The sequence below is a fragment of the Paenibacillus sp. FW126-R14 genome (assembly GCF_058789495.1).
Genome location: NZ_JBYTBS010000014.1, coordinates 85,290 through 108,682, shown reverse-complemented (window position 1 = coordinate 108,682; position 23,393 = coordinate 85,290). Strand labels below are relative to the sequence as shown.

25 protein-coding genes are annotated in these 23,393 nt (G+C 47.5%); 14 read left to right on the top strand and 11 right to left on the bottom strand.

Annotated elements, in window-relative coordinates:
- Nucleotide 1 precedes the first annotated feature (1 nt).
- The gene (locus AC3WRW_RS12010; protein ID WP_492546550.1) at nt 2–1,066 is read right to left on the bottom strand and encodes an NAD(P)/FAD-dependent oxidoreductase; all 1,065 of its coding nucleotides are present in this window, start codon (nt 1,064–1,066) and stop codon (nt 2–4) included.
- 44 nt (nt 1,067–1,110) lie between these two features.
- Nucleotides 1,111–2,214 (bottom strand): aminofutalosine synthase MqnE, encoded by a 1,104-nt coding sequence (gene mqnE / locus AC3WRW_RS12005; RefSeq protein ID WP_376768367.1) that lies wholly within the window; start codon nt 2,212–2,214, stop codon nt 1,111–1,113.
- A gap of 372 nt (nt 2,215–2,586) precedes the next feature.
- On the opposite strand from mqnE, the gene AC3WRW_RS12000 reads away from it, so the two are divergent.
- Nucleotides 2,587–2,766: an aspartyl-phosphate phosphatase Spo0E family protein gene (locus AC3WRW_RS12000; protein WP_492546549.1), complete on the top strand. Its 180-nt coding sequence runs from the start codon at nt 2,587–2,589 to the stop codon at nt 2,764–2,766.
- 144 nt (nt 2,767–2,910) lie between these two features.
- Entirely contained in the window at nt 2,911–3,282 is a 372-nt protein-coding gene (erpA, locus tag AC3WRW_RS11995; RefSeq protein WP_492546548.1) for an iron-sulfur cluster insertion protein ErpA, read from the top strand.
- 682 nt (nt 3,283–3,964) lie between these two features.
- Here erpA and AC3WRW_RS11990 read toward each other — a convergent pair.
- Nucleotides 3,965–4,648 (bottom strand): class I SAM-dependent methyltransferase, encoded by a 684-nt coding sequence (locus AC3WRW_RS11990; RefSeq protein WP_492546547.1) that lies wholly within the window; start codon nt 4,646–4,648, stop codon nt 3,965–3,967.
- An 86-nt stretch (nt 4,649–4,734) separates the two neighbouring features.
- A complete protein-coding gene (locus tag AC3WRW_RS11985) occupies nt 4,735–5,781 on the bottom strand; it encodes a methyltransferase domain-containing protein (RefSeq protein ID WP_492546546.1) in 1,047 nt (348 codons plus the stop codon).
- 158 nt (nt 5,782–5,939) lie between these two features.
- Here AC3WRW_RS11985 and AC3WRW_RS11980 point away from each other — a divergent pair, with 158 nt between their 5' ends.
- Nucleotides 5,940–6,620 (top strand): glycoside hydrolase family 73 protein, encoded by a 681-nt coding sequence (locus tag AC3WRW_RS11980; RefSeq protein WP_492546545.1) that lies wholly within the window; start codon nt 5,940–5,942, stop codon nt 6,618–6,620.
- A gap of 47 nt (nt 6,621–6,667) precedes the next feature.
- Here AC3WRW_RS11980 and AC3WRW_RS11975 read toward each other — a convergent pair whose 3' ends face one another.
- Nucleotides 6,668–6,829 (bottom strand): mechanosensitive ion channel protein MscL, encoded by a 162-nt coding sequence (locus AC3WRW_RS11975; RefSeq protein ID WP_167062212.1) that lies wholly within the window; start codon nt 6,827–6,829, stop codon nt 6,668–6,670.
- 329 nt (nt 6,830–7,158) lie between these two features.
- Between AC3WRW_RS11975 and AC3WRW_RS11970 the strand changes: the two genes are divergently transcribed.
- Nucleotides 7,159–7,323: a sporulation histidine kinase inhibitor Sda gene (locus AC3WRW_RS11970; RefSeq protein ID WP_492546544.1), complete on the top strand. Its 165-nt coding sequence runs from the start codon at nt 7,159–7,161 to the stop codon at nt 7,321–7,323.
- Between the two features lie 350 nt (nt 7,324–7,673).
- Here AC3WRW_RS11970 and AC3WRW_RS11965 read toward each other — a convergent pair whose 3' ends face one another.
- The gene (locus AC3WRW_RS11965) at nt 7,674–8,675 is read right to left on the bottom strand and encodes an NAD(P)/FAD-dependent oxidoreductase (protein ID WP_492546543.1); all 1,002 of its coding nucleotides are present in this window, start codon (nt 8,673–8,675) and stop codon (nt 7,674–7,676) included.
- 410 nt (nt 8,676–9,085) lie between these two features.
- On the opposite strand from AC3WRW_RS11965, the gene AC3WRW_RS11960 reads away from it, so the two are divergent.
- Nucleotides 9,086–10,276 carry an NAD(P)/FAD-dependent oxidoreductase gene (locus tag AC3WRW_RS11960; protein ID WP_492546542.1) on the top strand — a complete coding sequence of 397 codons (1,191 nt, stop codon included), beginning with the start codon at nt 9,086–9,088 and terminating at the stop codon, nt 10,274–10,276.
- Nucleotides 10,277–10,303: 27 nt separating this feature from the next.
- Nucleotides 10,304–10,585: a hypothetical protein gene (locus tag AC3WRW_RS11955; protein WP_171682621.1), complete on the top strand. Its 282-nt coding sequence runs from the start codon at nt 10,304–10,306 to the stop codon at nt 10,583–10,585.
- A gap of 54 nt (nt 10,586–10,639) precedes the next feature.
- Here the strand turns inward: AC3WRW_RS11955 and hemQ are convergent, their stop codons facing one another.
- Entirely contained in the window at nt 10,640–11,386 is a 747-nt protein-coding gene (gene hemQ, locus AC3WRW_RS11950) for a hydrogen peroxide-dependent heme synthase (RefSeq protein ID WP_492546541.1), read from the bottom strand.
- Between the two features lie 174 nt (nt 11,387–11,560).
- Between hemQ and AC3WRW_RS11945 the strand changes: the two genes are divergently transcribed.
- On the top strand, nt 11,561–11,845 hold the full coding sequence (locus AC3WRW_RS11945; protein ID WP_171682623.1) for a YuiB family protein: 285 nt from the start codon (nt 11,561–11,563) through the stop codon (nt 11,843–11,845).
- A 100-nt stretch (nt 11,846–11,945) separates the two neighbouring features.
- A complete protein-coding gene (locus AC3WRW_RS11940) occupies nt 11,946–12,803 on the top strand; it encodes an alpha/beta fold hydrolase (RefSeq protein WP_492546540.1) in 858 nt (285 codons plus the stop codon).
- Nucleotides 12,804–13,087: 284 nt separating this feature from the next.
- On the opposite strand, the gene AC3WRW_RS11935 is transcribed toward AC3WRW_RS11940, so the two are convergent.
- The gene (locus AC3WRW_RS11935; protein ID WP_492546573.1) at nt 13,088–14,113 is read right to left on the bottom strand and encodes a zinc-binding alcohol dehydrogenase family protein; all 1,026 of its coding nucleotides are present in this window, start codon (nt 14,111–14,113) and stop codon (nt 13,088–13,090) included.
- A 140-nt stretch (nt 14,114–14,253) separates the two neighbouring features.
- Between AC3WRW_RS11935 and AC3WRW_RS11930 the strand changes: the two genes are divergently transcribed.
- The 3 genes from AC3WRW_RS11930 to dnaI all read left to right on the top strand — a co-directional run bounded on the left by AC3WRW_RS11930 (nt 14,254) and on the right by dnaI (nt 17,306).
- A complete protein-coding gene (locus AC3WRW_RS11930) occupies nt 14,254–14,616 on the top strand; it encodes a winged helix-turn-helix transcriptional regulator (RefSeq protein ID WP_492546539.1) in 363 nt (120 codons plus the stop codon).
- Nucleotides 14,617–14,789: 173 nt separating this feature from the next.
- Nucleotides 14,790–16,295, top strand: coding sequence for a replication initiation and membrane attachment family protein (locus tag AC3WRW_RS11925; protein WP_492546538.1), 1,506 nt, complete (start codon nt 14,790–14,792; stop codon nt 16,293–16,295).
- Nucleotides 16,296–16,352: 57 nt separating this feature from the next.
- Nucleotides 16,353–17,306 carry a primosomal protein DnaI gene (gene dnaI, locus AC3WRW_RS11920; protein ID WP_492546537.1) on the top strand — a complete coding sequence of 318 codons (954 nt, stop codon included), beginning with the start codon at nt 16,353–16,355 and terminating at the stop codon, nt 17,304–17,306.
- A gap of 87 nt (nt 17,307–17,393) precedes the next feature.
- Here dnaI and AC3WRW_RS11915 read toward each other — a convergent pair whose 3' ends face one another.
- Entirely contained in the window at nt 17,394–18,398 is a 1,005-nt protein-coding gene (locus AC3WRW_RS11915) for a protoglobin domain-containing protein (RefSeq protein WP_492546536.1), read from the bottom strand.
- 106 nt (nt 18,399–18,504) lie between these two features.
- Complete coding sequence (locus tag AC3WRW_RS11910) at nt 18,505–18,648, bottom strand: YqzM family protein (RefSeq protein ID WP_171682628.1); 144 nt, start codon at nt 18,646–18,648, stop codon at nt 18,505–18,507.
- A gap of 209 nt (nt 18,649–18,857) precedes the next feature.
- Here AC3WRW_RS11910 and AC3WRW_RS11905 point away from each other — a divergent pair, with 209 nt between their 5' ends.
- The 3 genes from AC3WRW_RS11905 to uvrC all read left to right on the top strand — a co-directional run bounded on the left by AC3WRW_RS11905 (nt 18,858) and on the right by uvrC (nt 21,657).
- The gene (locus AC3WRW_RS11905) at nt 18,858–19,241 is read left to right on the top strand and encodes a MerR family transcriptional regulator (protein ID WP_167062807.1); all 384 of its coding nucleotides are present in this window, start codon (nt 18,858–18,860) and stop codon (nt 19,239–19,241) included.
- A 137-nt stretch (nt 19,242–19,378) separates the two neighbouring features.
- Nucleotides 19,379–19,693 (top strand): thioredoxin, encoded by a 315-nt coding sequence (gene trxA, locus AC3WRW_RS11900; protein ID WP_310189167.1) that lies wholly within the window; start codon nt 19,379–19,381, stop codon nt 19,691–19,693.
- Nucleotides 19,694–19,791: 98 nt separating this feature from the next.
- Complete coding sequence (gene uvrC, locus AC3WRW_RS11895; RefSeq protein WP_492546535.1) at nt 19,792–21,657, top strand: excinuclease ABC subunit UvrC; 1,866 nt, start codon at nt 19,792–19,794, stop codon at nt 21,655–21,657.
- Here uvrC and AC3WRW_RS11890 read toward each other — a convergent pair.
- Nucleotides 21,617–23,254, bottom strand: coding sequence for a CPBP family intramembrane glutamic endopeptidase (locus AC3WRW_RS11890; RefSeq protein ID WP_492546534.1), 1,638 nt, complete (start codon nt 23,252–23,254; stop codon nt 21,617–21,619). The two genes, uvrC and AC3WRW_RS11890, sit on opposite strands and share 41 nt — an antisense overlap.
- Nucleotides 23,255–23,393 lie beyond the last annotated feature (139 nt).

The following is a 23,393-nucleotide window of genomic DNA, read 5'->3' as shown; positions in this document are numbered from 1 at the left end:
CTTATCCGAAGTGACGCTTCGATTTCCATAAAACGCCGCTTTTGAGCATACGGGCGATTTTTCCCGTCATCAGCGTGCGTTTGCCCATGATACCGAATCCGCTCTTTTTGCCTAGCGAACCGAGTGTGCCTCTGAGCTTAATTTTACCGAGCCGCGGCGTGTCGCCTTTCCAAATCGCTTGCATCGCCTCGGCAATTTGTTTGCCTTGCGCTTGCGCAGCCTGTGCGCTTGGCGAGAATGGCAGGGAGGCACAGTCGCCGACAACGAAAACTTCTTGATGTTCCGGGATTTGGTGATACTCGTTTAGCAAGATACGGCCTTGACGGTCTTTGGGAACATTCAAAGCTTCCACAATTGGATTCGGCTGAATGCCCGCTGTCCAAATTGTAGCATCAGTTCGAATGATTTCATCCCCGTTGTACAAATCTCCGCCGTCCAGACGAACTAAGGAAACGTTAGGCCGAAGCTCAATGTGATGCTCAATCATCCATTCCCGCACATACTGTTGCAGGTTGATCGGGAAGGCAGACAGCAGACTTGGCCCGCGGTCGATCAGTCGAATGTTCAGATCAGGACGGCTTTCTCTTAACTCTGAAGCCATCTCCACGCCGCTTAATCCGCCTCCGATGATGGATACTTGGCCGTATGGCGCAATGTTGTTGATGCGCTGATACGTGGCGCGGGTCTGTGCCAGCGTTTGAATGCTGGAGGAATACTCACTAGCTCCGATTATGCCATGATAGCTATCTACACAGCCTAGCCCGATTACAAGCCAATCATACGTGAGAGGTTCTCTGTCTTCGAAACGAATTTCCTTTTTCTCCAAATCTACTGCGGTCACTTCTCCGTAAGTAAGCAGTAAACGAGGGTCTTCCGGATAAGCCACACGAATATGCGTTTCGGCAATCGTACCTGAAGCAAGCGCGTAATATTCCGTTTTTAGTCCTTGAAAAGGGCTGCGGTCAACCATCTCCAGGATGGTATCCTCCGGTAAATCCTTTTCCAACATGTTCAAGGCTATGGTCAAACCGCCATAACCTCCTCCGAGAATGACAAACTTTTTCATAACACTGGGTTCCCTTCTCCACTGATCTCTCTTCTCTAGTATGACTAATACACTTTAATTTCATTATAAAAGGTGTCGCGTTCAACCGGAGTGCGTCCGGCCCCTTGAATCAACCAGACAAGCTCGTCTCTTGTAAGACCTTCCGGAGACAGCGCGCCGGCTGCGTGCGAAATTTTTTCTTTCACGATCGTTCCGTGTGCGTCAGAAGCACCGAAGGTGAAGGAGAGCTGGGTCAATTTCGTACCGATATTAATGAAATAGGCTTTGATATGAGGGAAGTTATCCAGCATCAAGCGGCTAATGGCGATGGTTTTCAGCTCATCCCATGCGGGTACGCGTCTTTTGAGGCCTGCATTCTTGCTAGCCGGTTGGATGGAGTTCGGAATGAAGACCAAGAATCCGTTCGTCTCGTCTTGCAGTTCACGAAGAAGCATCATATGACGAATGCGCTCTTCCTTGGTTTCGATCGAACCGTACAGCATCGTTGCGTGTGTTTTCATTCCGAGCAAATGGGCATTGCGGTGAACGTCCAGCCATTCCTCGGAAGAGGCTTTTTCGACTTTCATTTTGGAACGGTAGCGCTCCGTTAGAATTTCGGCTCCGCCGCCAGGAAGCGTAGACAGACCCGCATCCATCAATGTTTTCAAAACATCGCGGTAGCTTAGACCGCTGATCCGTGAGAAAAATTCGATTTCTGCCGCGGTATGAGCTTTGATCGTCACATCGGGGTAGGCATTTTTCAATTGGCGAATGCAATCTACGTAATACTCAAAAGGCAGATGAGGGTTATGCCCTTGACTGATATGAAACTCTCTAATCTCCGGATTAAAGTTTTCCGCTACATAATCCAACATTTGGCTTGGCGTTAGCGTGTACGCACCTTCTTCGCCTTCATCGCGGCGGAAATGGCAGAAAGCACAATGTTCTTCACATACATTCGTGAAATACAAACTCATATTTTGCACAAAATAAACCTTGTTCCCGTTCAATCGTGTATTTACTTTGTTTGCCATTTGTCCTATGCTCAGAAGATCGTCCGATTCGTACAAGAACAATCCGTCTTCCAATGACAGACGTTGACCGTGCTCAACTTTATCGGCGATTTCCGCCATCCGTTTGATCGGATCCGTGGTAATAACACTCATCATTTTTCCTCCTATGAATTCAAAATAAAGCTCATACAGAATCGACGCATCCATCTGAAGATGATCACATGCGCCTTTGCGGTGTGAGTGCTCGCATACCTGTCAGCCAGTTCGGTGTGGAGCTCAAAGTCTCTCCGCGAGAGATTTGACCGGCGCTCAAAAATCACTCTACGGTGTTGCCAGACGTACAAACTATCCTAACCATTATAAACCTCCGCGTAGGGAGGGGGCAATATCATGAACATGGACATAAATTGACAATCTTATTAATCTACAAGTTTTGCTGCCAGATTCACAAAAATATTATTCCCAATATTAACAAATTCCTGTATACTATTGCAATGTGATTACGTAGGGTTAAAAGGTGATTATATCGTGCCAACATATTTTGCGACCGAACCGCAGGAACGATTGGATATAGCTATCGAACAGCTTAGAGACCAAATGGTGACCTTAGGCACTGAATATGGTTTCCTGCACCCCGAAGTACAGCAAGCCAGTCGAGAGCTGGATCAGTTGCTGCTGCAATATTATGCGCTGCGTCGGAAGCAGTAAGCTAATGGCAACAATGGCTGGAATGTCTATGCAGATGCCCTTGAGCAATGCATGGAATAGGAGTATACTTGATAGTAAGCATTACGAAACTTATGGATAATGCCAGTTTTCCTAACAGGAGAACATCAAGGAGGGATTTCCGTTATGATTAACATTAGTGAATCAGCGACAGATAAAATCAAAGAACTTTTGGCTTCTGAAGCATCACCGAATCTGTTCTTGCGACTAGGCGTCAAAGCAGGCGGCTGCAGCGGCTTTTCTTACGGCATGGGCTTCGATGATGATCAGAAGGATGACGATAAAGAGTTTAACATTCACGGCCTGAAGGTTGTGGTGGACGCAGACAGCTCCAAATATTTGTACGGCGTTGAGATCGACTATACGGAAGCAGGTATGGGCGGCGGTTTCTCCATCAATAACCCGAATGCCGTAGCATCCTGCGGATGCGGCTCTTCCTTCAAAGTGAAGGACGAAGAGGGCTTGGTTGAGAAGTGCGACGATAAAGTTGAAGCTTAAAGAAGATTGAGAGCGGCCTGTGGCTGCTCTCTTTTGTTTATCTTTGCTATTTTTGGGGACAAGTTGTTAAAGAATTAATCTTATTTTCATATTTCTCTCTTGCAGAAGGAGTATACTTGATGTAGTTCACAAATTAGTCGAAAATGATAGGAGTGATTTTTGTGAAACTCTTCAAAAATTTTCTGCAAGGATTTTTTTATGCTTTTATCTCGATTGGTGTTCTTCCGTTCCTATTGGTGAAAAGCATTCTTGAATCGTTCTATGGTTAATCGGAACCGAGTAGAGATGAATTGAGTTCTATAGAAGCATTATTTGCAGGGTAACCGTGAGGTTGCCCTTTTTGGTTTATAATAGACCCGAGAATTCTAGATTGAGTATTCGGTGTTGTTTTTTTGGCGCGAATATTGGTAGCTATCGGTATGCGCGGGCTAGGAGAGGGAACTGTGGTCTGCTATTTTGGCGAAAGCAGGGATTTCGCAGGCGGAAGGGAACTACGGTCCTCTATTTTGCCACTTTCGGCAGAAATGATGGCTTCTGAGGCAAATAAGGCCCTGTAGTTCCACTCTAAGCGAGAAAAAGGCCCATTTCGTACAAATAACGCCCTGTAGTTCCCCGAACACCCCGGCTGAATGGCCGCGTAGTGCAGTTCTCCAAACAGCCCGCGCTGAACAGCCACAACCCTCTAACGCAGCCACCAAACCCCGGCGCACTCGGGAAGCTGCCGCCATCCTTCTTGCACAACTTGGTCAGCCAGATCATCCCCAAAGAAAAATCTGCTCAGCCGCTCAGCTTCTTCCAAGCTATCGAAATCATAATCAGTCCGAATCCACGTATGCGACATACCGAATTCTTTTTCAAGCATTTCAAAGTAGGCCAGCAAAAAACTCGGCGGATTGGGAGACGTTGAACCCGTTCCGAAGTTCTCGAAAATAATAACGCTGCCGCCAGGGCGTAACACGCGCTTGATCTCCGTCATCACCTGCCGGATATTCCGTTCCCAATCAGGAAGGTTGGTGCTTCCTAAATAACAGATGCTCCAGCCGGAGACAACTAAATCATAGCTGCCCGAATTGACGGGGAGAGCCCGGTGGTCGGCAACCCGGGTGCTCCAGTTGTGCAAGCCGGCTTTGTGCAGCTTACCTGCAGTTACCTTTAACATGGCTTCCGAGTCGTCAAGCGCTAAGATTGATTTAGCTTTCGGAGCGAGCGTACAGGTCAGTCTCCCTGAGCCGGCTCCTAAATCCAGAATGTCCAAACCTTCAACAGGCCGAATGGCTTCGATGACATCCAAGAGACCGGGTTGTTTGGAAATAAGCAGATCATATGTTTCCGCCTGTGATTGATAAATTTCTTCATGGTTGGGCATTGTTTTTAAATTCCTCCTTAAGTTATCGCTGCATGACGCTGCATGAACATCGTAAGGATTGACGTAAGGAGAAGGTCAAGCATTATTTAACGAATCGGAACCGCATAAACAATAGTCAGCAGCTCGTTTAGTTGTCTATGTTTTGTGATATAACCGTTTTCTTCAAACCAGTTCAGTAGCAGGGAGCTCATTGCGTAGTACTCATTTTGAATCAATTGAATATCTTCGTTCCTGCCTTGCTGCTTTAAATCAGCAATGTACTGTTCCTTATGAGCTTCATTAACGAACATTAAATCCGTGATGCATATTCGACCGTGCGGCTTTAAGACGCGGCGCATTTCGCCTAAAGCGACTATCTTTTGTTCATCGGAAATATGGTGCAGGGCAAAGCTGGTTACAAGGAAGTCGAATTGTCCGTCCAAATAGGGGATCGCAAGAAAGTTTCCAAGCTTTAGCTCCATTTGCGGATGCTTGCGCCCACAGTGCTTCAGCATTTCTTTGGATTGATCGATACCTGCCATCGGAATGCCCTTATCCAGGAATTTCGCGGCTAAATTCCCCGTTCCTGTACCGATGTCCAGTCCGCGTTCGCCTGCCTTTGGAGCCACCCAATCAGCCGTTAGTTGAAGAGCTTTCTCATAGTCCTTATATTCTCTATCATTATTAGTTACATTATTGTCATGTGTTAAGGCTTGATGGTCGAAGTTCCATTTGTCGCTCCAATTTTTCCTGGTCTCTCTTAACCTTTTGGATCCCTCGGCGAGCAGGAAAATACCGTCTAAAGGAAGGGTTGGTTGATGTTTCAAAAGATCGATCATCGTATCGGTTGTTTCAATGATTTGCTTCAGCTCCAGCCACTGGGAAAAAATGATGGAGCGCTGCATTTCCAAATAATATTGCAGTTGTTCGGTATCTTCATCGTCAGCTTGAGGCAATGCTGCTTTAATGTCTTCAATTGTCATCCCGGCTTCTCTTAGGGAAATAATCGACTGTAAGCGCCAAACTTCCTTTTCCGAAAATGTTCGGTATAAATTATGCTCCTGTTTGTGCGGAGAGATCAGCCCTTTTTGTTCATAAAAGCGAATGGCTCTTGGAGAAATATTAAGTTTAGCCGCTAATTCTTTGATTTTCATAATAAAATCAACCCTCCCTTCACTTATAAAACCTTAACCTAAGGTAAAAGTAAAGTGGGTTAGAACCCGTTTGAACCCTAGAAGTGGAACCTTTTTCTCATAGAAGAATAAAATAGATTGAGAGTATGCTAGCTTACACGAGGAAGTGGGGTGAGTGCATGGCAACCAGACAAGCATTTATCGATATCGTTGCGCCGATTGCTGTGAAGCTGCGCTTGGAAAATTCTCCGATTTTCCCTTCGGTCCGCATCGCACAGGCGATTTTGGAGACGGGCGGAACAGTAAATGCGTGGAACAATTTGGTGGGTTATAAGGTAGGCAGCGGCGTGCTTACGCCATATTGGCAGGGTGACCGGGTTTCGGCATTAACCTGGGAAATCGTAAACGGAACGCGTTACGACAACGTGCCCAGTGATTTCCGTGCGTATCCTACGATCGAAGCAGGGTTCAGGGATCAAGATCTCTTATTTCAGTACGCTCGTTATGTAACTGTTCGCAATGCCCAAAGTCCGGGAGAACAAACGCAAGCTTTGCAGAACAGCGGATACGCCACGGATACTGCTTATGCAAGCAAGTTGAATAGTTTGATTCAAAGCAACGGATTAACGCGGTATGATGAGGAGGTTATTCAAATGTTAGAGCAACTGCAGGCGCAAATAGCAGCCTTACAAACGAGAGTAAGCGCATTAGAGGGGCAAGCGACGCTGAAAGAAGTTCCGGCATGGGCCAAAGGTGCGGTGGACGCCGCGGTAAAAGCGGGACTTATCGATACCCCCAATGATGGAAGCTATGATTTTTACCGATTGTTAACGGTACTGCATCGCAAAGGCTTAATCTAAACAAGAATAGCCCGAAAAAAAAGAGCCGCATGTGACGGGGAAGATCCCTAGTACACGATGCGGCCTTTAATTTTGACGTTGTCGCCATATTTAGCTTTCATCAGCTTGCTTTGCTCTAACATAAATGAATAGATCTCTTTCAAACGGTTTTTCTTGGGCTTAATCGTTTCTTTGATTTCACCATTCAGTACAATATCGTAGACGATCATGGCAATCACTCCTTTATTTGACTTTCTACTAACATTGTAAGCGATGAATATTAACTGGCGATTAAAATTTCTTTTCAAAATTGTGAACTATATGAAGGGAACATTAAGTCTCGCAACGTTTTGTAAGAAAAAGTGATCAATTTTTTTTATCGTATGCCGGGCTGCCAAGTGTGTGTATAACTTTATACACAATATCCCCCAAGCTTTTATACCGTTTAGGAGGGATATCAACAAATTACCCACAGGATATGCACACTATTCTGTGGATAATGGAACAGTTGTTCTATTATTAACCCCATGATAATATAATTACAAATTATAGAATAAAGGTGATTTCAGTGAGACAAATTAGCGACGAAACATTGATCGACTCTTATTACAAAGCACTAGATTTAAGACTTGAATCAGATTTTGTTGATTTATTGCTCGCCGAAATTCAGAGACGGAATTTGAAACTGCAAGTCTACATCAAGGATGGAACTCCTCTGAATTAGAGCTTGTGAGCGTATTGATGATCTACGAGAAGCGCATTTTCATAGATATGGTACTTGGATAGTTAAACTGTGAGAACAATCGGGGCAATTGAGCAAATGAAGGCAAGGATCATCATGGCCCGAGAGCACGCTGTCCGAATCCGACATCGAATGTCCGTCAATCTCCCGATACGGGGAGTAGGGACCGAGGTAGTCGCTTAGCCTCCCGCCATCACACATAGCATGCGAGCACACAGGGCATTCGGTGGTTAATTCCTGCAAGCCATTGCAAACCGGACATATATAAGACAAAGGGGTATTCCTCCTAATCTGAAGATTAGGAATAGAATACCCCTTTTTATGTAGATTGATTAAAATTTCAAGTTCGAGCTGTGTCCTGGCGAAAGCTTAGCCGTTGGGTCAATATAAACTTTAGCATTGTTAATCGCCGTAGGTGCTTCGCCGAAGCCGACAGCGATCAATTTCAATTTGCCAGGATATGTTGTGATGTCTCCGGCAGCGAAGATGCCCGGAATGTTCGTTTCCATTCTGGAATCCACGACGATCGAGCCATTCTCGATGTTAAGGCCCCACTCGGCGATCGGTCCAAGGGAGGATACGAATCCGAAGTTAACGATAACGGCATCGACATCATGAACCGTTTCTTCGCCGGATTTAATATCTTTGAGCGTGACTTGCTCAATACGGTCGCTGCCATGAAGTTTCGTAATTTCTGTCGGCGTTACGACATTCACTTTGGAGTTCATCAGGTTTTCAACACTGTGCTCGTGAGCGCGGAATTTATCGCGGCGGTGGATAAGCGTTACTTTCTCAGCAATCGGCTCCAGCATAAGCGCCCAGTCTACCGCGGAATCGCCGCCGCCGCTGATTACGACTTTTTGACCGGCGAAAGCATTCAGATCGCTTACGAAATAGTGAAGGTTCTTTTTCTCGAATTGCGCAGCTTCCGGAAGCTCTAAGCGGCGCGGTTCGAATGCGCCCACTCCGCCGGTAATAATAACGGCACGGCTCGTATGAGTGCCTTTGTCCGTCGTGATCTCAAAGAGACGCTCTTCTTTCTTAACAACTTGGTGTACTTTCTCTTCCAGACATACATCTATGGGAAAGTGCTTCATTTGAGCGAGTAAGTTATTGACTAAATCTTGCGCCGTTACTTTAGGGAATCCGGCTACGTCATAAATGTACTTCTCAGGGTATAGAGCAGCGAGTTGTCCGCCAAGCTGCGGCATGCTCTCAATAATTTTCACGGATGCCTGGCGCATACCTGCGTAGAAGGATGCGAACATACCAGCCGGGCCACCGCCGATGACGATAATATCGACGATGTCTTGATTAGTTTCTCTCTCGATCATTAGTAAACTCCTCCGATTCATTTCCTTTGATGTGCGACAATTCTGAGAATTGCCACAATCATTACTCCATTATAAACGTCTCTTTAAATGAAGGAAACAGAAAAGTGTGATTTCTTTATATAATTCGCTTATAAATATGATAAGTAATGCTTACAATGGTTGGACAAGCCACAATGGGCTGTAAGCCTGATTTTAAGCCAAAATAGCACTTGATCTTTACTAATTAAAATTATATTATATCATGAGAATCGGTTTACCATGTTGTGACGAATTTCATCCTGTTTCATCATAAATCACTACGTGTGAGTGCAAACTAGAAGCAGTATATCACCTTTGAAGCTGTTTGTGTAATTTTTCACAAGATAGAGAAACCATGGGACAATAAAATCGGATATGGAAGTGAGAGAAACATGAGTAGAATACCAAGAATCGTTATTCTAGGAGCCGGGTATGGCGGGATTCTTTCTGCAATTCGTTTGCAAAAAGAGTTGAATTACAATGAAGCTGATGTAACACTCGTTAACAAGCATGATTATCATTACATTACCACGCATCTCCATATGCCTGCGGCAGGGACGGATAATCCTGAAAATGCACGCGTGAACATTTTGAAATTGATCGATGAGTTCAAAGTGGATTTCGTGAAATCGACTGTTACGCAAATCCGTCCGCATGAGAAGAAAGTTATTCTCGAAGACGGTACGCTTTCTTACGACTACCTAGTTATCGGTCTTGGTGGCGAAGCTGAAACGTTCGGTATCCCTGGGCTTAAAGAAAATGCGCTCAACATCCGCAGCATCAACAGCGTCCGCTTCATTCGCGAGCACATTGAGTATCAATTCGCGAAGTACAAACGTGAGCCGGATCGTAAGGATTACCTGACATTCGTGATCGGTGGAGCCGGGTTTACCGGTATTGAGTTCATCGGTGAGCTTGCAGATCGTATTCCACAGCTTTGCAAAGAGTTCGACGTCGATCCTTCCCTCGTGAAGATTTATAATATTGAAGCGGCTCCAACTGCGCTGCCAGGTTTTGATCCTGAGCTGGTTGAGTACGCGATGAAAGTTCTGACAGACAAAGGCATCACGTTCAAAATCGGTACAGCGATTAAAGAATGCACACCGGAAGGTGTTCTTATCGCGGGCGATGAGTTCATTAAAGCGGCTACGGTTGTATGGACAGGCGGTATCCGCGGCAACCACATGCTGGATGAAGCCGGTTTTGAAACGATGCGCGGCAGAATTAAAGTCGATGAGTTCCTGCGGGCTCCTCAATTCGACAACATCTATGTTGTAGGCGACTGTTCCATCGTTATGAACGATGAAGGCAGACCGTACCCTCCAACAGCGCAAATCGCGATGCAGCAAGGTGAAGCTGTCGCTCACAACCTGATTGCTTCCATCCGCGGTTCGCAAATGAAAACTTTCAAATTCTCCAACAAAGGTACGGTTGCTTCTTTAGGCAAAGGCCAAGCGATCGGTATCGTTGGTTCCCGCAAGCTCAAAGGCAACGTGGCAGCCATGATGAAAAAAGTGGTCGATATGAGATACCTCTACATTATCGGCGGTATTCCGCTCGTTATTCGCAAAGGGCGTTTCTAGTCATCATTCGTAAACGGGGGGATCGCCATGCGGCACTGCAGTGTCCAAGTAAGAGGACTTCTTACCCGGGATGAACTGGATCGTTACAACGCACTGATCGAGGTCGGCCATTTTCTAGAAGCTGAGAAACGTTACGATCATGTAGCTGTTGTACAAAAAGAAATCGATATTCTCATTCTTCCGGCCATTGAACGGTTGAAGGAAAAGAGTCGTCAGCGTGACCGCGATACGGAAGAGTATCTCGCCCGCAAAGCGCAGATGGAAGCCGAGCTTGCCGCTGCGCTTCGCGACGACGAGGATGAGGAATAAACAAAAAGAAAGCTTGCTCTCCATAAAGAGCAGGCTTTCTTTTTTTACTTTATTTTAAACGGTAATGAGTTTAGTGAATTTCTCCGGTGTAAGCAGGTTGCCCACATAGAAATCGCCGAAATCGCCGAAACGTGCGCTGACTTCGTCAAAACGCATTTCGTAAACGAGCTTTTTGAAATGCAGAGGATCATCGGAGAACAGCGTTACGCCCCATTCCCAATCGTCCAGTCCGACTGAGCCCGTGATGATTTGTTTCACTTTGCCTGCATATGTACGGCCGATCATGCCGTGGCTGCGCATCATCGTTTTGCGGTCGTCCGCAGGGAGCATGTACCAGTTGTCGTTGCCTTCGCGACGCTTGTTCATCGGATAGAAGCAGATGTGCTTCGCTTTAGGAAGAGCAGGCTTCAAGCGTGCTTGAATCTCAGGATCTTCCGAAGGATCGATGCCTGGCTTAGCTAGATAGCTGCTTAATTCAACGATAGAAACATAGGAATATACCGGGATTGTAAAAGCGGCGAAGCTGGATTTGTTAAAAGCATTTTCCAGATCGTTCAGTTCTTCAAGCGTTTCGCGCAATTGCATGAAAACAAAGTCAGCTTTCTGACCAACGATGCTGTATACGGCAGTGCTGCCTAGTTTATCGTTCTCAATTTGCTGCCATTCGGATAGGAATGTATTCAGCTCTTCGGTTGCATGTTTACGCTCTTGCGGGGTTGCGGCATGCCATGCGTTCCAGTCAATCAGACGGAAATCATGGAGCGCATACCAGCCTTCCAGCGTTTGTACGGCTTCACTCATGAGTGTTCCTCCATTCAAGGCTAATATCCCCTACATTGTATCCAATTCATGGAGAAAGGGCAAATGAACAAAGGGTGAAGAAACAAATGTTCATTTTGTGTACACTTTACCTGTGCGATTCGGTCGATTACAATAATAAGAAAAGGAATCGTTTCTACCAGGGAGGAACAGACGTTGCTGCAAATGATTATCGCCACTGTCTTAATGATGGTGTTATTTTTTGGGATCGGTTTTATTTTGAACATGCTGATGAAGACCACGTGGTTCCCGCTCTATGCGTTCATCGCTTTGATTATCGGAGTTGTGATTTACGGGTCGATGGGTTCCGCGTCTTTCTTGTCGAGCGGTGAGAGCTTCACGGTTGTGGATATCGTTCCGGCCATCGGCGGGTTGGTTGGCGCTATTCTTAGCGGATCAGCCATCAAAACGCTGCGCATCAAAGGTTTCAAAATGTTCTAAAGTCATAAAAAAAGGCAGAGTTGGTCACGATAAGGTGAAGTTCTTGAAACTTGACCTTACGGAGGATGCGACTTTGCCTTTTGCCAATTTAAGCGGGACGATGATGAATTATGAGATCTCGGGAACCGGTACGCCGATTGTGTTTGTTCACTCGCCTCTGTTGACGTCAGAGGTTTTCTTTTATCAAAAAAAGCAGTTAGCCCGGCACTTTCAGGTGATCACTTTTGACATTCGCGGGCACGGGGCCAGCAAGGCATCGGAGCGACCGGTCAGCATACCATTAGTGGCGGAAGATACCAGGATGCTGCTCGATCATTTGGGGATTGAGAAAGCTTTTGTGTGCGGCTATTCGACAGGCGGAATGGTCGTGTTGGAAGCGCTGCTTGCGTACCCTGAGCGTTTTCTGGGGGGAATCGTCGTAAGCGGCATGTCGGAATTATCGGATATTTATAACAAAATCAGAGCGTGGATGGCCTGTCATATGACCGGCTCCGATCTGCTTATGAAGCTGTTGGTCAAAGCGATCACCAATGGGAATGCGGACAATGCGTCGATCTCCCGCCAATTATACGAGAGTTCACAAAGCGATACGCCGGGCGATGTGTGTACGTATTTTCAGCAAGCGCTTAGCTATACATGTACGCACCGGCTCGGGAATATTCAGCACCCGGTTCTGTTGATCTACGGACAGAAGGACGGCTCGTTTCATCGGTATGCAAATTTGCTTCATGAAGGGCTGCCTCATAGCTCGCTCTATTTCTTTAAGGATGCGAAGCATCAAATTCCGGTAAAAAACGCAGCCAAGATGAACGATTTGATACGCTTATGGGTGGAAAGCCTGGAAGAGCGGCAAACGGAGCGGGGGCTGCTGGACTTGGCGATTGCCAGGCAATTAAATCCTGCTATGTATGGGGAGGATTCGGTTGGGAGCGTGGAGCGGAGCCTCGGCTCGGAATGATGTGAAATGAATGAGGCTATGGACTTATGTGACAGCCGTTTGTGCAGGTATGCTTGTCTGGTTAAAATGAGTGGAAAAGCTCCCTCTAAATGGACCGAAAAATTACATAGTAGGAAATTATAAGGAAAAACTCCCGTTAATTTGACTGAATTCAGAGAATTTTCTTGAAATCGGCGCAAAGAGAGGGAGTTTTTCCTGTTAAATCGATCTAACAGGCTTCTGCATTCAAATTAGAGGGAGATTAGATTTTCCAGTTAATCTGCTTATGAGACAACCCCGATTTTTTATTTCCCCTCAAAATGCTCTAAAACAACTTTGCCCACCGTGCGTCCTGCTTCCAGCATTGCATGCGCCTTGCGCAGGTTGGCCGCATGGATCGGCGTTAGGCGCTCAGTCACTGTCGTACGCAGCGTTCCGTTATCGATCAACCGGGCAACTTCGTTCAGCAGGTTATGCTGTTCGATCATATCCGCTGTTTGGAACATCGAACGGGTGAACATGAACTCCCAAGCGAAGGCGACGCTTTTATTTTTCAATAGATTCATATTCAACGGCTGGTCCGTTTCTACGATGGAACAAATGGCGCCCTGCGGGACGATGGCGTCGGCCATGTTCTGCCAGTGGAGACCTGTGCTGTTTAGGCAAAAAATATAGTCCACACCAGAAAAACCGATGGCGTTCAATTGGCCCAAGAAAGCATCATTGTGGGAGATGATATGATCGGCTCCCATTTCCTTCGCCCACTGCGCCGATTCAGGGCGTGAAGCCGTACCGATGACCGTCAGCCCGGCCAGCTTCGCCAGCTGCGTGGCAATGGAGCCTACGCCTCCGGCAGCGCCGATGATCAGGATGGATTTGCCTGCATTCTCTTCCAGATTTCGCGACAGGCCAAGCCGATCGAACAGGGCTTCCCAAGCGGTGATAGCTGTTAACGGCAGTGCGGCGGCCTCGGCGAAATCCAGCGATTTCGGTTTCGCGCCGACGATGCGTTCGTCCACGAGATGAAATTCGCTGTTCCCCCCAGGGCACGTTATGCTGCCGGCATAATACACCTCATCCCCCGGCTGGAATAATGTGCAATCCGATCCGGTTTGTTCCACAACCCCTGCAACATCCCATCCTAAAATGCGGGGTGCGGCTTCCGTCTTCTCTTTGGGAGCGCGTACTTTGGTGTCTACCGGATTCACGGAAATGGCTTTGACTTTGATCAGCAGGTCCGTGCCTGCGGGTACAGGCTTTTCAATTTCTACATCCATAAGGCTTTCCGGATGTTCAATAGGCAGATAGCGGTAAAGTCCTACGGCTTTCATCGTTTCTTTGGCAGTCAAATGATCATCTCCTATGACAATAGTTGGTATGTTGTCAGTGTAGCTCATTCGTTTTAAAATAGGAAGTACGCACATTTGTGTGATGTAGTATCAATTTATATACTGAGGAGGCGTCAAACAATATGCGCGATTGTGCAAACGGCCATGGCAGCACCGAGAATAAGGATGGCTGTCCCGTTGAATATACGTTAGATATTATCGGTGGCAAATGGAAGGGCGTACTTCTTTATCACTTAATAGACGGGACCAAAAGATTCAATGAATTCAAACGAATTTGTCCATCGATCTCACAAAGAATGTTGACCTTACAGCTACGTGAGCTGGAAGAAGACGGCATTGTGCATCGAGAGGTGTATCATCAAGTGCCTCCTAAAGTGGAATATTCATTAACGGAATTCGGTCAAACTTTGACGCCGATTATTTTGCTGATGAAAGAGTGGGGCAGTAAGCACAAACAACAAGCCGAATGTTCCGTGAACGAATAAGACTTTCAGGTAAGAGCGAAACTGACGGTTTTTCTTAGTTTAGGTAAAATTATCTTTCTCTCGGATAGATACCAAGCCTGTCGATTTTTGTGGTAGACTAAGAGAGAGAAACCGGGATGCCAGTACGATGGATGGCAGTCGGTTGAGCCTAGGCAGGATGGTGCTGTAATCGGATGAGAATGACGAATATGCTTCATTTCACGGAAAATCACAGGTTTTGTGTAGGCCGTGAGTTTTCTTTGAGCAGCTTGGATTTTAAAATGTTGGCGATGATGTATCAGCCAATGATCGGCGGTTTGGCGATAAGTCTCTATCAAGCTCTCTACCAGCAAATGAGCGCGGAAAAAGTCGGATTTTCGCCCCTGGAGCAGCAGCGCAAATTATTTCTGCTGCTGGATCTTGAGCAGGGAGAGCGGGGCCGCAAATATTTAATTGAACAATCCTCGAAGCTTGAAGCGATAGGCCTCTTGCAGACTACGCGCAAATTTTTGCCGGAGGAAGAGGATTATATCTTTGTTTATACATTGTTCCAGCCGCTAGGGCCTAACGAATTTTTCCGGAATCAGCATTTGACGCTGCTGCTCCGCGATAAGGTCGGCAAGTTCATGCTGCTCTCCCTTCGGGAAGATTTGCTTGCGCCGGAGCCGGAGGAGTTCAGAGAGGCTAGCGAAGAGAATTTGTCCGTTCCGTTCTATGACCTGTTCAGGTTGAATACCCAGGTGGTGGATTACGAGCTTGAGCAAGCGCTGTATGAGGCGTCGGCCAGTAAACAGGGAGAAGCCCGTTTGGATGTGACGACCAAAGGGTTCCAGTATGCGGACATTATTATGAGGTTTCCGCGCGGGGCGAGCAATCGTATTTATGTCGAGGCTCTCAAGCATAAGCCGGATCAGATGGCGGCCATCAATATCGTGGCCAAGAAGTACAATCTTTCTTTGCAGGAAACATGCCGGCTGTTGGATGAAGACGGCACGTTCAGCGAAGACGGCGAGCTGCAAATGGATCTCCTGCAGTACAATGCGAATCTCTTCTACAGGCAAAGCAAGAAGCGGGATGAGGAAAGAGTGCGGACACTGTCCAGATCGGAAGAGGCGGAAGCCGGAGGCTCGGAGGGTCAGGCAGGCGACAAATCGGTTGAAATGGCGTATTATTTGGAAGTTCCGCAGCAGCTGCGCGGCGAATGCACGGATCATCAATACAATTACATTATGCGTAACGAGCCGTACACGGCAGTCCTGAAAATGTTCTTTACACAGGGCTCCATTCCAGACGGCGTACTTAATATATTTGAGAAAATTGATCTGAATTATAAGTTAAACGAAGAAGTGATCAATGTATTGATTCATTTCCTGCACATCGACCGCCGTTCTTGGGCGAAGTCTTCGATTGAAGCCGTCGCCTCGGATATGCTGGGCAAGCAAATTGTCTCTTACGAGCAAGCCGTGGAATATGTTCGCGAGAAAATCAGCTACAAGCAGAAGGCTGCATCCAAAGTTGAGGCTGCCAAAGCCGGCGGCTCTGTGACCAGAGGCCGGCAGGGCAAGACGCAAAAGCCGCATATCCCGATTGTGGTGCCGGATGCCGGCGCTGCGGCTTCTTCCAGATTGACGGACGAAGAGCTGGAGGCAGCCAGAAGAATGGCGCAGAAGCTGGATGAGCGCTTTAATCGGAAAAGCTGAGCCCCGGATCGGATGAAACCGCGAGCTAAGAAATAAATTGCAGGAGGTGCCGCAACTATGGAATCGCTGTCGCACATTCTTAAATCCATGCCCGATTCGGAATGGAGACGAAAGGCGGAAACCAAAATCAAGGCGGTCATGGATGACCCCTTAATTCACAAGTTCCGCCAGAAATATCCGTTTATCGATGACTATACGATCAAGATTAATATGAATAAGCTGTACCAATATGTGACGGAGTACCAAACCTGCTCCAACTGCCCCGGGCTGGACCGCTGCCCGAATGATATGACGGGTCACTATACGATGCTTACGGCCGATGCCGACAAGGATAGAATGTACATTCACGAGGAAAAAGTGGCGTGCAAGAAGTTCGCTTCGAAGCAGCTGCAGGATGCGATTTCTTCCCGCATCCGCACTTTCCACGTAGATCCGCGGATGATTTCGCGCAGCTTCTCGTTCGGCGACATCCTGGAGACAGATTTGGACCGGGCGAAAGCCGTTATGCAAATTAATGACTATGTCAACCAAACGATGGAAAACGGGCTTCAAACGCGCGGGCTGTACTTATGCGGATCGTTCGGCACTGGAAAAACGTTCCTGATGGGCTACATGCTGCATCAGCTCGCGAAGGTAGGCATGACGGGCGCTATCGTGTATATGCCGGATTTTGCCGAGGACCTGAAAGGCATGTTCCAGGAACCGTCCAAGTTGAAGGAAACGATTGATCTTCTGAAAGAAACGGATCTGCTCGTTTTTGACGATATCGGCGCTGAAAATTTGAATCCATGGCTCCGGGATCATGTCATTGGCGCCATTGTGAATCACCGGATGAATCGGAAACCGACGTTCTTCACGTCGAACTATGCGCTGAACGATTTGGAGAAGCATTTCAGCTTCACGAACAAAGATGGCGATGAGGAGTATAAAGGACAACGGATTATGGACCGCATTCGCCCTTTTGTTGACGTGGTAGAGGTGACAGGTACGAATAAGCGAGGAAGAACGTAGGGCTCGGACTTGCTCCAGCTCCATTAAGAAAGACCCTTCTATCCACTAAAATTATGGATGGAAGGGTCTTTCTTAATAAAAGGAATATTATGATTTCTTTAATTTTTCCAATTGGGCGGTGACGCTCTCGATCATTTGCACGAAGGAAGTTAATTCCTGTGCGCTGGCAGCTTGCGTACGCGCATAGTGCGTAGTTTCCTCGGAGCCCTTCTGAACCAGCTCAAGCTTCTGGGTGATGAGCCTAAGCTTCGTCTGAATCGTGTCGAGCGCTTCCCGGGAATGCGCAGCCAGCTTGCGTACCTCGTTGGCGACAACCTCGAAGCCGCGGCCGTGCTCGCCGGAGCGGGCAGCCTCGATGGCTGCATTGAGGCCAAGCAGATGTGTCTGATCGGAAATTTCTTTCATGACGGAACCCATTTTCGAAATATCTTTAATTTCGTGCTGGAGTTCGTCGATGCGAAGATTGGATTGATCCTGCGACTCCGCCGTTTTGATCGCCGTATCGGCCACGGATTGGGAGCTGCCGCCAAGCTCGACCATCATGGAAGCGAGGTCTTGCACAGCGCGGGAGATCGTTGTGAGCATCACATTTTGCTCGTCCACCAGCGTCTGAATTTTCAGCTTTTCATCCTGCTCGTAGGCTTCCAGCACAAGCTGGCTGTCCAAGTTAAACATTTTGCTTAGAGCATGCAGTACATGCATCCACTCGTCAGGCATCGTTTCTTTAAAATGCTGCGAGGCGATGTCGGTGTATTTTAAATAAGTACCTAAATACCAGGAGGTTGTCAGGCCGATGCGCGAGTGCACCTTGCCTATAAACAGCCGCTTCGTTATGTATTCATCGTTAATAAGTCCGGATGCCATGGATAGAAAATACCAGCGCTGCGTTTCCTTGAGCCGCTCAATCGTGCTGTGTTGCTTAATAATAGCCACCAGTTCAGGCTCTTGGATGATTTCTGCATAGAGCTGGTCAACCAGCTTGTCTACAATGTGTTTGAAGGCTTCTTCTTTGCTTTTTAAAAGCTGTAAATCAGCGTTCGTTAAGCCGATATACGAAATAAGTTTTTGGCGGTCTGGATGAACGATAATCATTTCGGTCGATAATCTCCTTTTTTGCAAATAAATAGGGAATTGATCTAATGAAAAAACCGCTTTACACAGCAGTGCAAAGCGGTTCACTTATAGGCTTGTACAGGCCCTATTTCATCACTTGGATAGCAGTTGCAACGGCTGCAATGATAAACAAGATGCCAAAGAACACGCCAAATCCGATACCTACATCCATGAAATCGTTGCGCGGCTCTTCATACACGTGAAGCTCAGGGTGTTTAGGATCGCTCATGTGGTTACCCCCTAACGTCCGACATTCGAAGTTTAAGCTTAGTATACCCAAATTCGTCGAAAGTTGTAAAGCTTATGGAAGTGACAATTATGAAAACAATAACAGACAGCGGCGGAAAGTGTAAAATAAGTCTTGACTCTAACATTAGTGTTATGGTTTACAATAACATCATCCTTACTTGATCAAGGAAAAGGAAAAAGGTGAAAGCCATGCGGATTAGTGAATTATCCAAGCTTACGGGGGCCAGCATTCGTTCCTTGCGGTACTACGAGGCTAAAGGACTTATCGCGACGCAGCGCGAAGAAAACGGTTATAGGGTGTTTAACCAAATGGCGGTTGAGCGCGTGAAAACCATTCAATTTTATTTGAGCCTGGGCTTTACGACCGAACAAATTGAAAGCTTCCTAAACTGCGTCATGAAAAACCAGGAGTCCCAATGCGACGATCTGCTGCCACTCTACACAGAGAAGCTGCAGGACATTGAGCGGCAAATGGAAATGCTGCAGATGCTGCAAGCGAATTTGAAGGATCGTATTGCGTATATCGAGCAGCAAAGGCTTCAAGGGCTGCCTGTAGGTATGCCGGCTAAGTAGGTTTCAGCGCCGCCGAATTGCTAACTTATGGTTTGGTTGAAATGGCCTATAGGTGTGGTATACTTTACATGTTGACGTTCATCGGTAGCAAGTTACTACTTGATGTTATAAATCTATTCTTAGAAGGAGGAACTATCATGGCAATCGTGAATGTTTCTGATAACAGCTTTAAAGCTGAAGTTGAAAGTGAAGGTACAGTACTTGTAGACTTCTGGGCGCCTTGGTGCGGACCTTGCAAAATGATCGCTCCTGTTTTGGAAGAGCTTGATAAAGAAGTTGAATCCTTGAAAATCGCAAAAGTAAACGTGGATGACAATCCGGAATCCGCTGCTCGCTTTGGCGTTATGAGTATCCCAACGCTGATCGTTTTCAAAGACGGCCAGCCTGTTGACAAAGTGGTTGGTTTCCAATCCAAAGATGCTCTGAAAAACGTAGTATCCCGTCATCAATAAGTTGTTTCGAATTAGAAACAATTGTTCGTGTGAAAAAGCTCATTTTCTGCTATGCTGAAAATGAGCTTTTTTTTTGTGCGCGAAAGGAGAAAGGAATCATGTCGGATTTGGAACATGAGCATGAGGACGCAGCCGTCCGTGAACAGCGTCTGGAATTGATTAAGCATAAGCTTTCGTTATTGCCGGATAAGCCGGGTTGTTATATTATGAAAAACCGCGAAGGCACGATTATTTATGTGGGCAAAGCGAAAGTATTGAAAAACCGGGTGCGCTCCTATTTCACAGGAAGCCACAGTGCGAAGACGCAAAAACTAGTCAGCGAAATCCGCGACTTTGAATATATCATTACCTCCTCGAACATGGAGGCGCTCATTCTGGAGTGTAATTTGATTAAGCAGCATCATCCGCGGTACAACGTACTGCTTAAGGATGACAAGACGTTCCCTTACATCAAGATTACACATGAAGCGCAGCCGCGCCTGGAAGTCACGCGGCGGGTGTACAAGGATAAGGGGAAGTATTTCGGCCCTTATCCGAACGCCTTTGCAGCCCAGCAGACGAAGAAGCTGCTGGACCGGCTGTATCCGCTGCGCAAGTGCAAGACGATGCCCGATAAAGTATGCCTATACTATCATATCGGGCAGTGTCTGGCGCCTTGCGAGTACGAAGTATCCGCCGAGACGAATGAGCGGATGGTGCAGGAAATCTCTCGTTTCCTGAACGGGGGACACGAGGTCATTAAAGAAGAGCTGACGACCAAGATGCTGGCCGCAGCCGAGGAACTGAACTTCGAGCGCGCGAAGGAACTGCGCGATCATATCATGAGCATCGACGCGGTCATGGAGAAGCAGAAGATCAACGCCGTCGACGCGCAGGACCGCGATGTGTTCGGCTACGCGGTAGATAAGGGCTGGATGGCCGTGCATATCCAGTATATGCGTCAAGGCAAGCTGATCGAGCGGCATGTCTCGCTGTTTCCGTATTACGGGGACGAATATAGTGATTTCATGACTTATGTGACGCAGGTCTATATCGACAATCCGGCGCTGCCGAAAGAGATCTTCCTGCCCGAGCCTTCGGAACAGGCTGAGACGGAAGAGAAGGATGTCCGCGAGGCGCTGGAATCGTGGCTCAAGGTCAAGGTCCACATTCCGCAGCGCGGGCTGAAGAAGCAAATGGTCGATATGGCGAAGGATAACGCCCGCAACGCGCTGGAAGAGAAATTCCGCTTGGTCGAGCGGGACGAGAGCCGCACGACCAAAGCGGTGGAAAATCTCGGCGAGTGGCTCGGCATGGGCAAAATCCGCCGGATCGAAGCCTTCGATAACTCGAACATTCAAGGGACGAACCCGGTATCCGCAATGGTCGTTTTCGTGGACGGCAAGCCCGATCGCAAAGAGTACCGCAAATATAAAGTGAAAACGGTCGTCGGTCCGGACGACTACGAAACGATGCGCGAAGTGATACGCCGCAGATACGAGCGCGTGCTCAAGGACAATTTGACGATGCCTGATCTCATTGTCGTGGACGGGGGCAAAGGGCAAATTGCCGCAGCAGTCGACGTGCTGGAAAATGAGCTGGGCCTGTTCATTCCAATCTGCGGTCTCGTCAAGGATGCGAAGCATAAAACAGCGCAGCTGATGATGGGCGATCCCGCAGAGGTGATTCCGCTGCCGCGCGACAGCCAGGAATTTTACCTGCTGCAGCGAATTCAAGACGAGGTTCACCGGTTCGCGATTACGTTCCATCGGGAGACGAGGGCGAAGTCCATGGTCGTGTCCCAGCTCGACGCGATTCCCGGTATCGGGGAGAAGCGGAGGAAGGCGCTACTAAAGCATTTTGGCTCTGTGCGCAAAATAAAAGAGGCCGAAGTCCAAGACTTCAAGCCTCTGGGTATAGGTGAAAAGTTAGCGGGCGAGATTCTTAAAGCGCTCCAAGGCGAGGCGGCGGCTCCCCAGGAATAAGGGGGCTCCGCCTTTTTCCGTGCAGCCAGGCCAGGAAGCAGCCGACGAGTGCAGGGAGCAGGAGATAGAAGATGCCTGCAAGCACATCGCCCGCATGTCCTAAGGAGAAGAGTGACATTCCCATCAGGATGCTGTCCATGCAGGCATGAGCGAAGACGGCGGTAATAAAGCCGTACTTGAGAAACACATAACCGAGAATAATGCCGATGATCGTAACTTCGACTAACCGGGTGTAGACCGGATAGATCGGATACTGGGTATGGCTGGCCGCCCAGATTACACTAGGGATGACAATCGCAATAAAGTTATTGCGGAAAAGCTTTTTAAACAGCATGATGCCGAGCAGACGGTAAGTGGCTTCTTCCGAAATCGCCGCAACCCAAGCCATCAATGGGAAGAAGCGGGGCTCTACCATGTTGAGTATCGAATCGGACGGATCGTTGACGGCCCAAACATCGAACTGTACGTCGCCGGTATAGAACAGAACCTGCTGAATGCCGAGAATGAAGAGGGCCAGCAAGTAGCCGCGTCCCATGCCGTAAAATACTTCCGCGCCAAACTTGTGTTCTTTCCAAGACGGCCATTTGGGCTGTCCGATCGCTTTCCATAAGCCGTTGCCTGCCACCAATGAAAGATAGAGCGAAAGGGCGAGTGCAAGCGCCAGCATATTCATGAACACGATGGTTGCCCATGTGGCGAATTGGGCGTCCGACCCGACGCCGCTCATGGATCGGAATGAAGGATACATATTAAAATTATTTGTCATGTAGATCGCTAAGAAAATAGCGGTAAGCAGCAAGCCGTTGCTGAATTTCATTTGTTTCCGGTACATAATGGCAAAGACGATGGCTGCAAGAGTCATGATGAGTGTGGAACCCATGGAAATCCAGGTCATAACGGAAGCGGAGCGGTCCTGGGCATCCAGCCAAGCCAAATGCGAAGCGGGTACGCTGAATACAACGCTGTAGCCAACCAAGCTTTGATCGTCGAATTGCGTGCGGACTTGCAATTTCGCCTCGCCCATCGGCTGGGATTGTTTTTCATAGTATAGAACGAGTCCGGAAGCTTGCTGTCCGGCTTCTTCTTTATCGATGGCTTTCATGTCATCGGGGTCAAGCCCCCGCGCCCGCATTTCCTGCTTGGCCAATATGTCGGCTTTCTGCTTGCTGATGAGCGCATGCTCCCCGCTGCCATAATACGTCTCCCGCCATCCGACCACGGTACCGTCCGTGTAATTAATTTCAACCTCAAATTGACGGTCTTTCTTGGGATCTGTCACATCTACTTGATAGTAGTCCAAAGGGTAGCGTTTGCCGTATGTTTCGTCATACTTCGCGGACAAATGTTCCTTTTGCAAATATCCGCTGCGTTCTTTCTTGGATTGATAGGCGACAAATGTTTCCGTCCCTTTAACAGCGTACCGCTCATTGATAAACGTCGATGCGTATGCTGCGGCTTGTTGTTTCGTTATGGAAGGATTCTCGGCTGCAGGCGCTTCTTCGGGTTGTAAGCCATATAGCACGGATACGCCGGCATAAAGGAGTATGCCTATACAGGCAAGGATAAGGAGAATTCGGTTTAACTTAGGCCTTGGCATCGTTAAGTTCCCTTCTGAATTCACAAATATGAAACTATAAATTCCACGTTACCATGAGTTTAAAGAGAATGCGAATTTTAGGTGTGGAAATACAATCTAAACAGTTATATAATACCTATATTTGCATGATAAGCCGAAT

Coding starts and splice junctions, on each gene's coding strand:
- erpA (WP_492546548.1), top strand. CDS start 2,911: ATGATTAACATTAGTGAATCAGCGACAGATAAAATCAAAGAACTTTTG.
- mqnE (WP_376768367.1), bottom strand. CDS start 2,214: ATGATGAGTGTTATTACCACGGATCCGATCAAACGGATGGCGGAAATC.
- dnaI (WP_492546537.1), top strand. CDS start 16,353: ATGGAATCGCTGTCGCACATTCTTAAATCCATGCCCGATTCGGAATGG.
- AC3WRW_RS11915 (WP_492546536.1), bottom strand. CDS start 18,398: ATGATTATCGTTCATCCAGACCGCCAAAAACTTATTTCGTATATCGGC.
- AC3WRW_RS11965 (WP_492546543.1), bottom strand. CDS start 8,675: ATGATCGAGAGAGAAACTAATCAAGACATCGTCGATATTATCGTCATC.
- AC3WRW_RS11960 (WP_492546542.1), top strand. CDS start 9,086: ATGAGTAGAATACCAAGAATCGTTATTCTAGGAGCCGGGTATGGCGGG.
- AC3WRW_RS11910 (WP_171682628.1), bottom strand. CDS start 18,648: ATGAGCGATCCTAAACACCCTGAGCTTCACGTGTATGAAGAGCCGCGC.
- AC3WRW_RS11940 (WP_492546540.1), top strand. CDS start 11,946: ATGATGAATTATGAGATCTCGGGAACCGGTACGCCGATTGTGTTTGTT.
- AC3WRW_RS11935 (WP_492546573.1), bottom strand. CDS start 14,113: ATGAAAGCCGTAGGACTTTACCGCTATCTGCCTATTGAACATCCGGAA.
- hemQ (WP_492546541.1), bottom strand. CDS start 11,386: ATGAGTGAAGCCGTACAAACGCTGGAAGGCTGGTATGCGCTCCATGAT.
- AC3WRW_RS11925 (WP_492546538.1), top strand. CDS start 14,790: ATGAGAATGACGAATATGCTTCATTTCACGGAAAATCACAGGTTTTGT.
- AC3WRW_RS12010 (WP_492546550.1), bottom strand. CDS start 1,066: ATGAAAAAGTTTGTCATTCTCGGAGGAGGTTATGGCGGTTTGACCATA.
- uvrC (WP_492546535.1), top strand. CDS start 19,792: ATGTCGGATTTGGAACATGAGCATGAGGACGCAGCCGTCCGTGAACAG.
- AC3WRW_RS11905 (WP_167062807.1), top strand. CDS start 18,858: ATGCGGATTAGTGAATTATCCAAGCTTACGGGGGCCAGCATTCGTTCC.
- AC3WRW_RS11975 (WP_167062212.1), bottom strand. CDS start 6,829: ATGATCGTCTACGATATTGTACTGAATGGTGAAATCAAAGAAACGATT.
- AC3WRW_RS11890 (WP_492546534.1), bottom strand. CDS start 23,254: ATGCCAAGGCCTAAGTTAAACCGAATTCTCCTTATCCTTGCCTGTATA.
- AC3WRW_RS11930 (WP_492546539.1), top strand. CDS start 14,254: ATGCGCGATTGTGCAAACGGCCATGGCAGCACCGAGAATAAGGATGGC.
- AC3WRW_RS11985 (WP_492546546.1), bottom strand. CDS start 5,781: ATGAAAATCAAAGAATTAGCGGCTAAACTTAATATTTCTCCAAGAGCC.
- AC3WRW_RS11990 (WP_492546547.1), bottom strand. CDS start 4,648: ATGCCCAACCATGAAGAAATTTATCAATCACAGGCGGAAACATATGAT.
- trxA (WP_310189167.1), top strand. CDS start 19,379: ATGGCAATCGTGAATGTTTCTGATAACAGCTTTAAAGCTGAAGTTGAA.
- AC3WRW_RS11955 (WP_171682621.1), top strand. CDS start 10,304: ATGCGGCACTGCAGTGTCCAAGTAAGAGGACTTCTTACCCGGGATGAA.
- AC3WRW_RS11980 (WP_492546545.1), top strand. CDS start 5,940: ATGGCAACCAGACAAGCATTTATCGATATCGTTGCGCCGATTGCTGTG.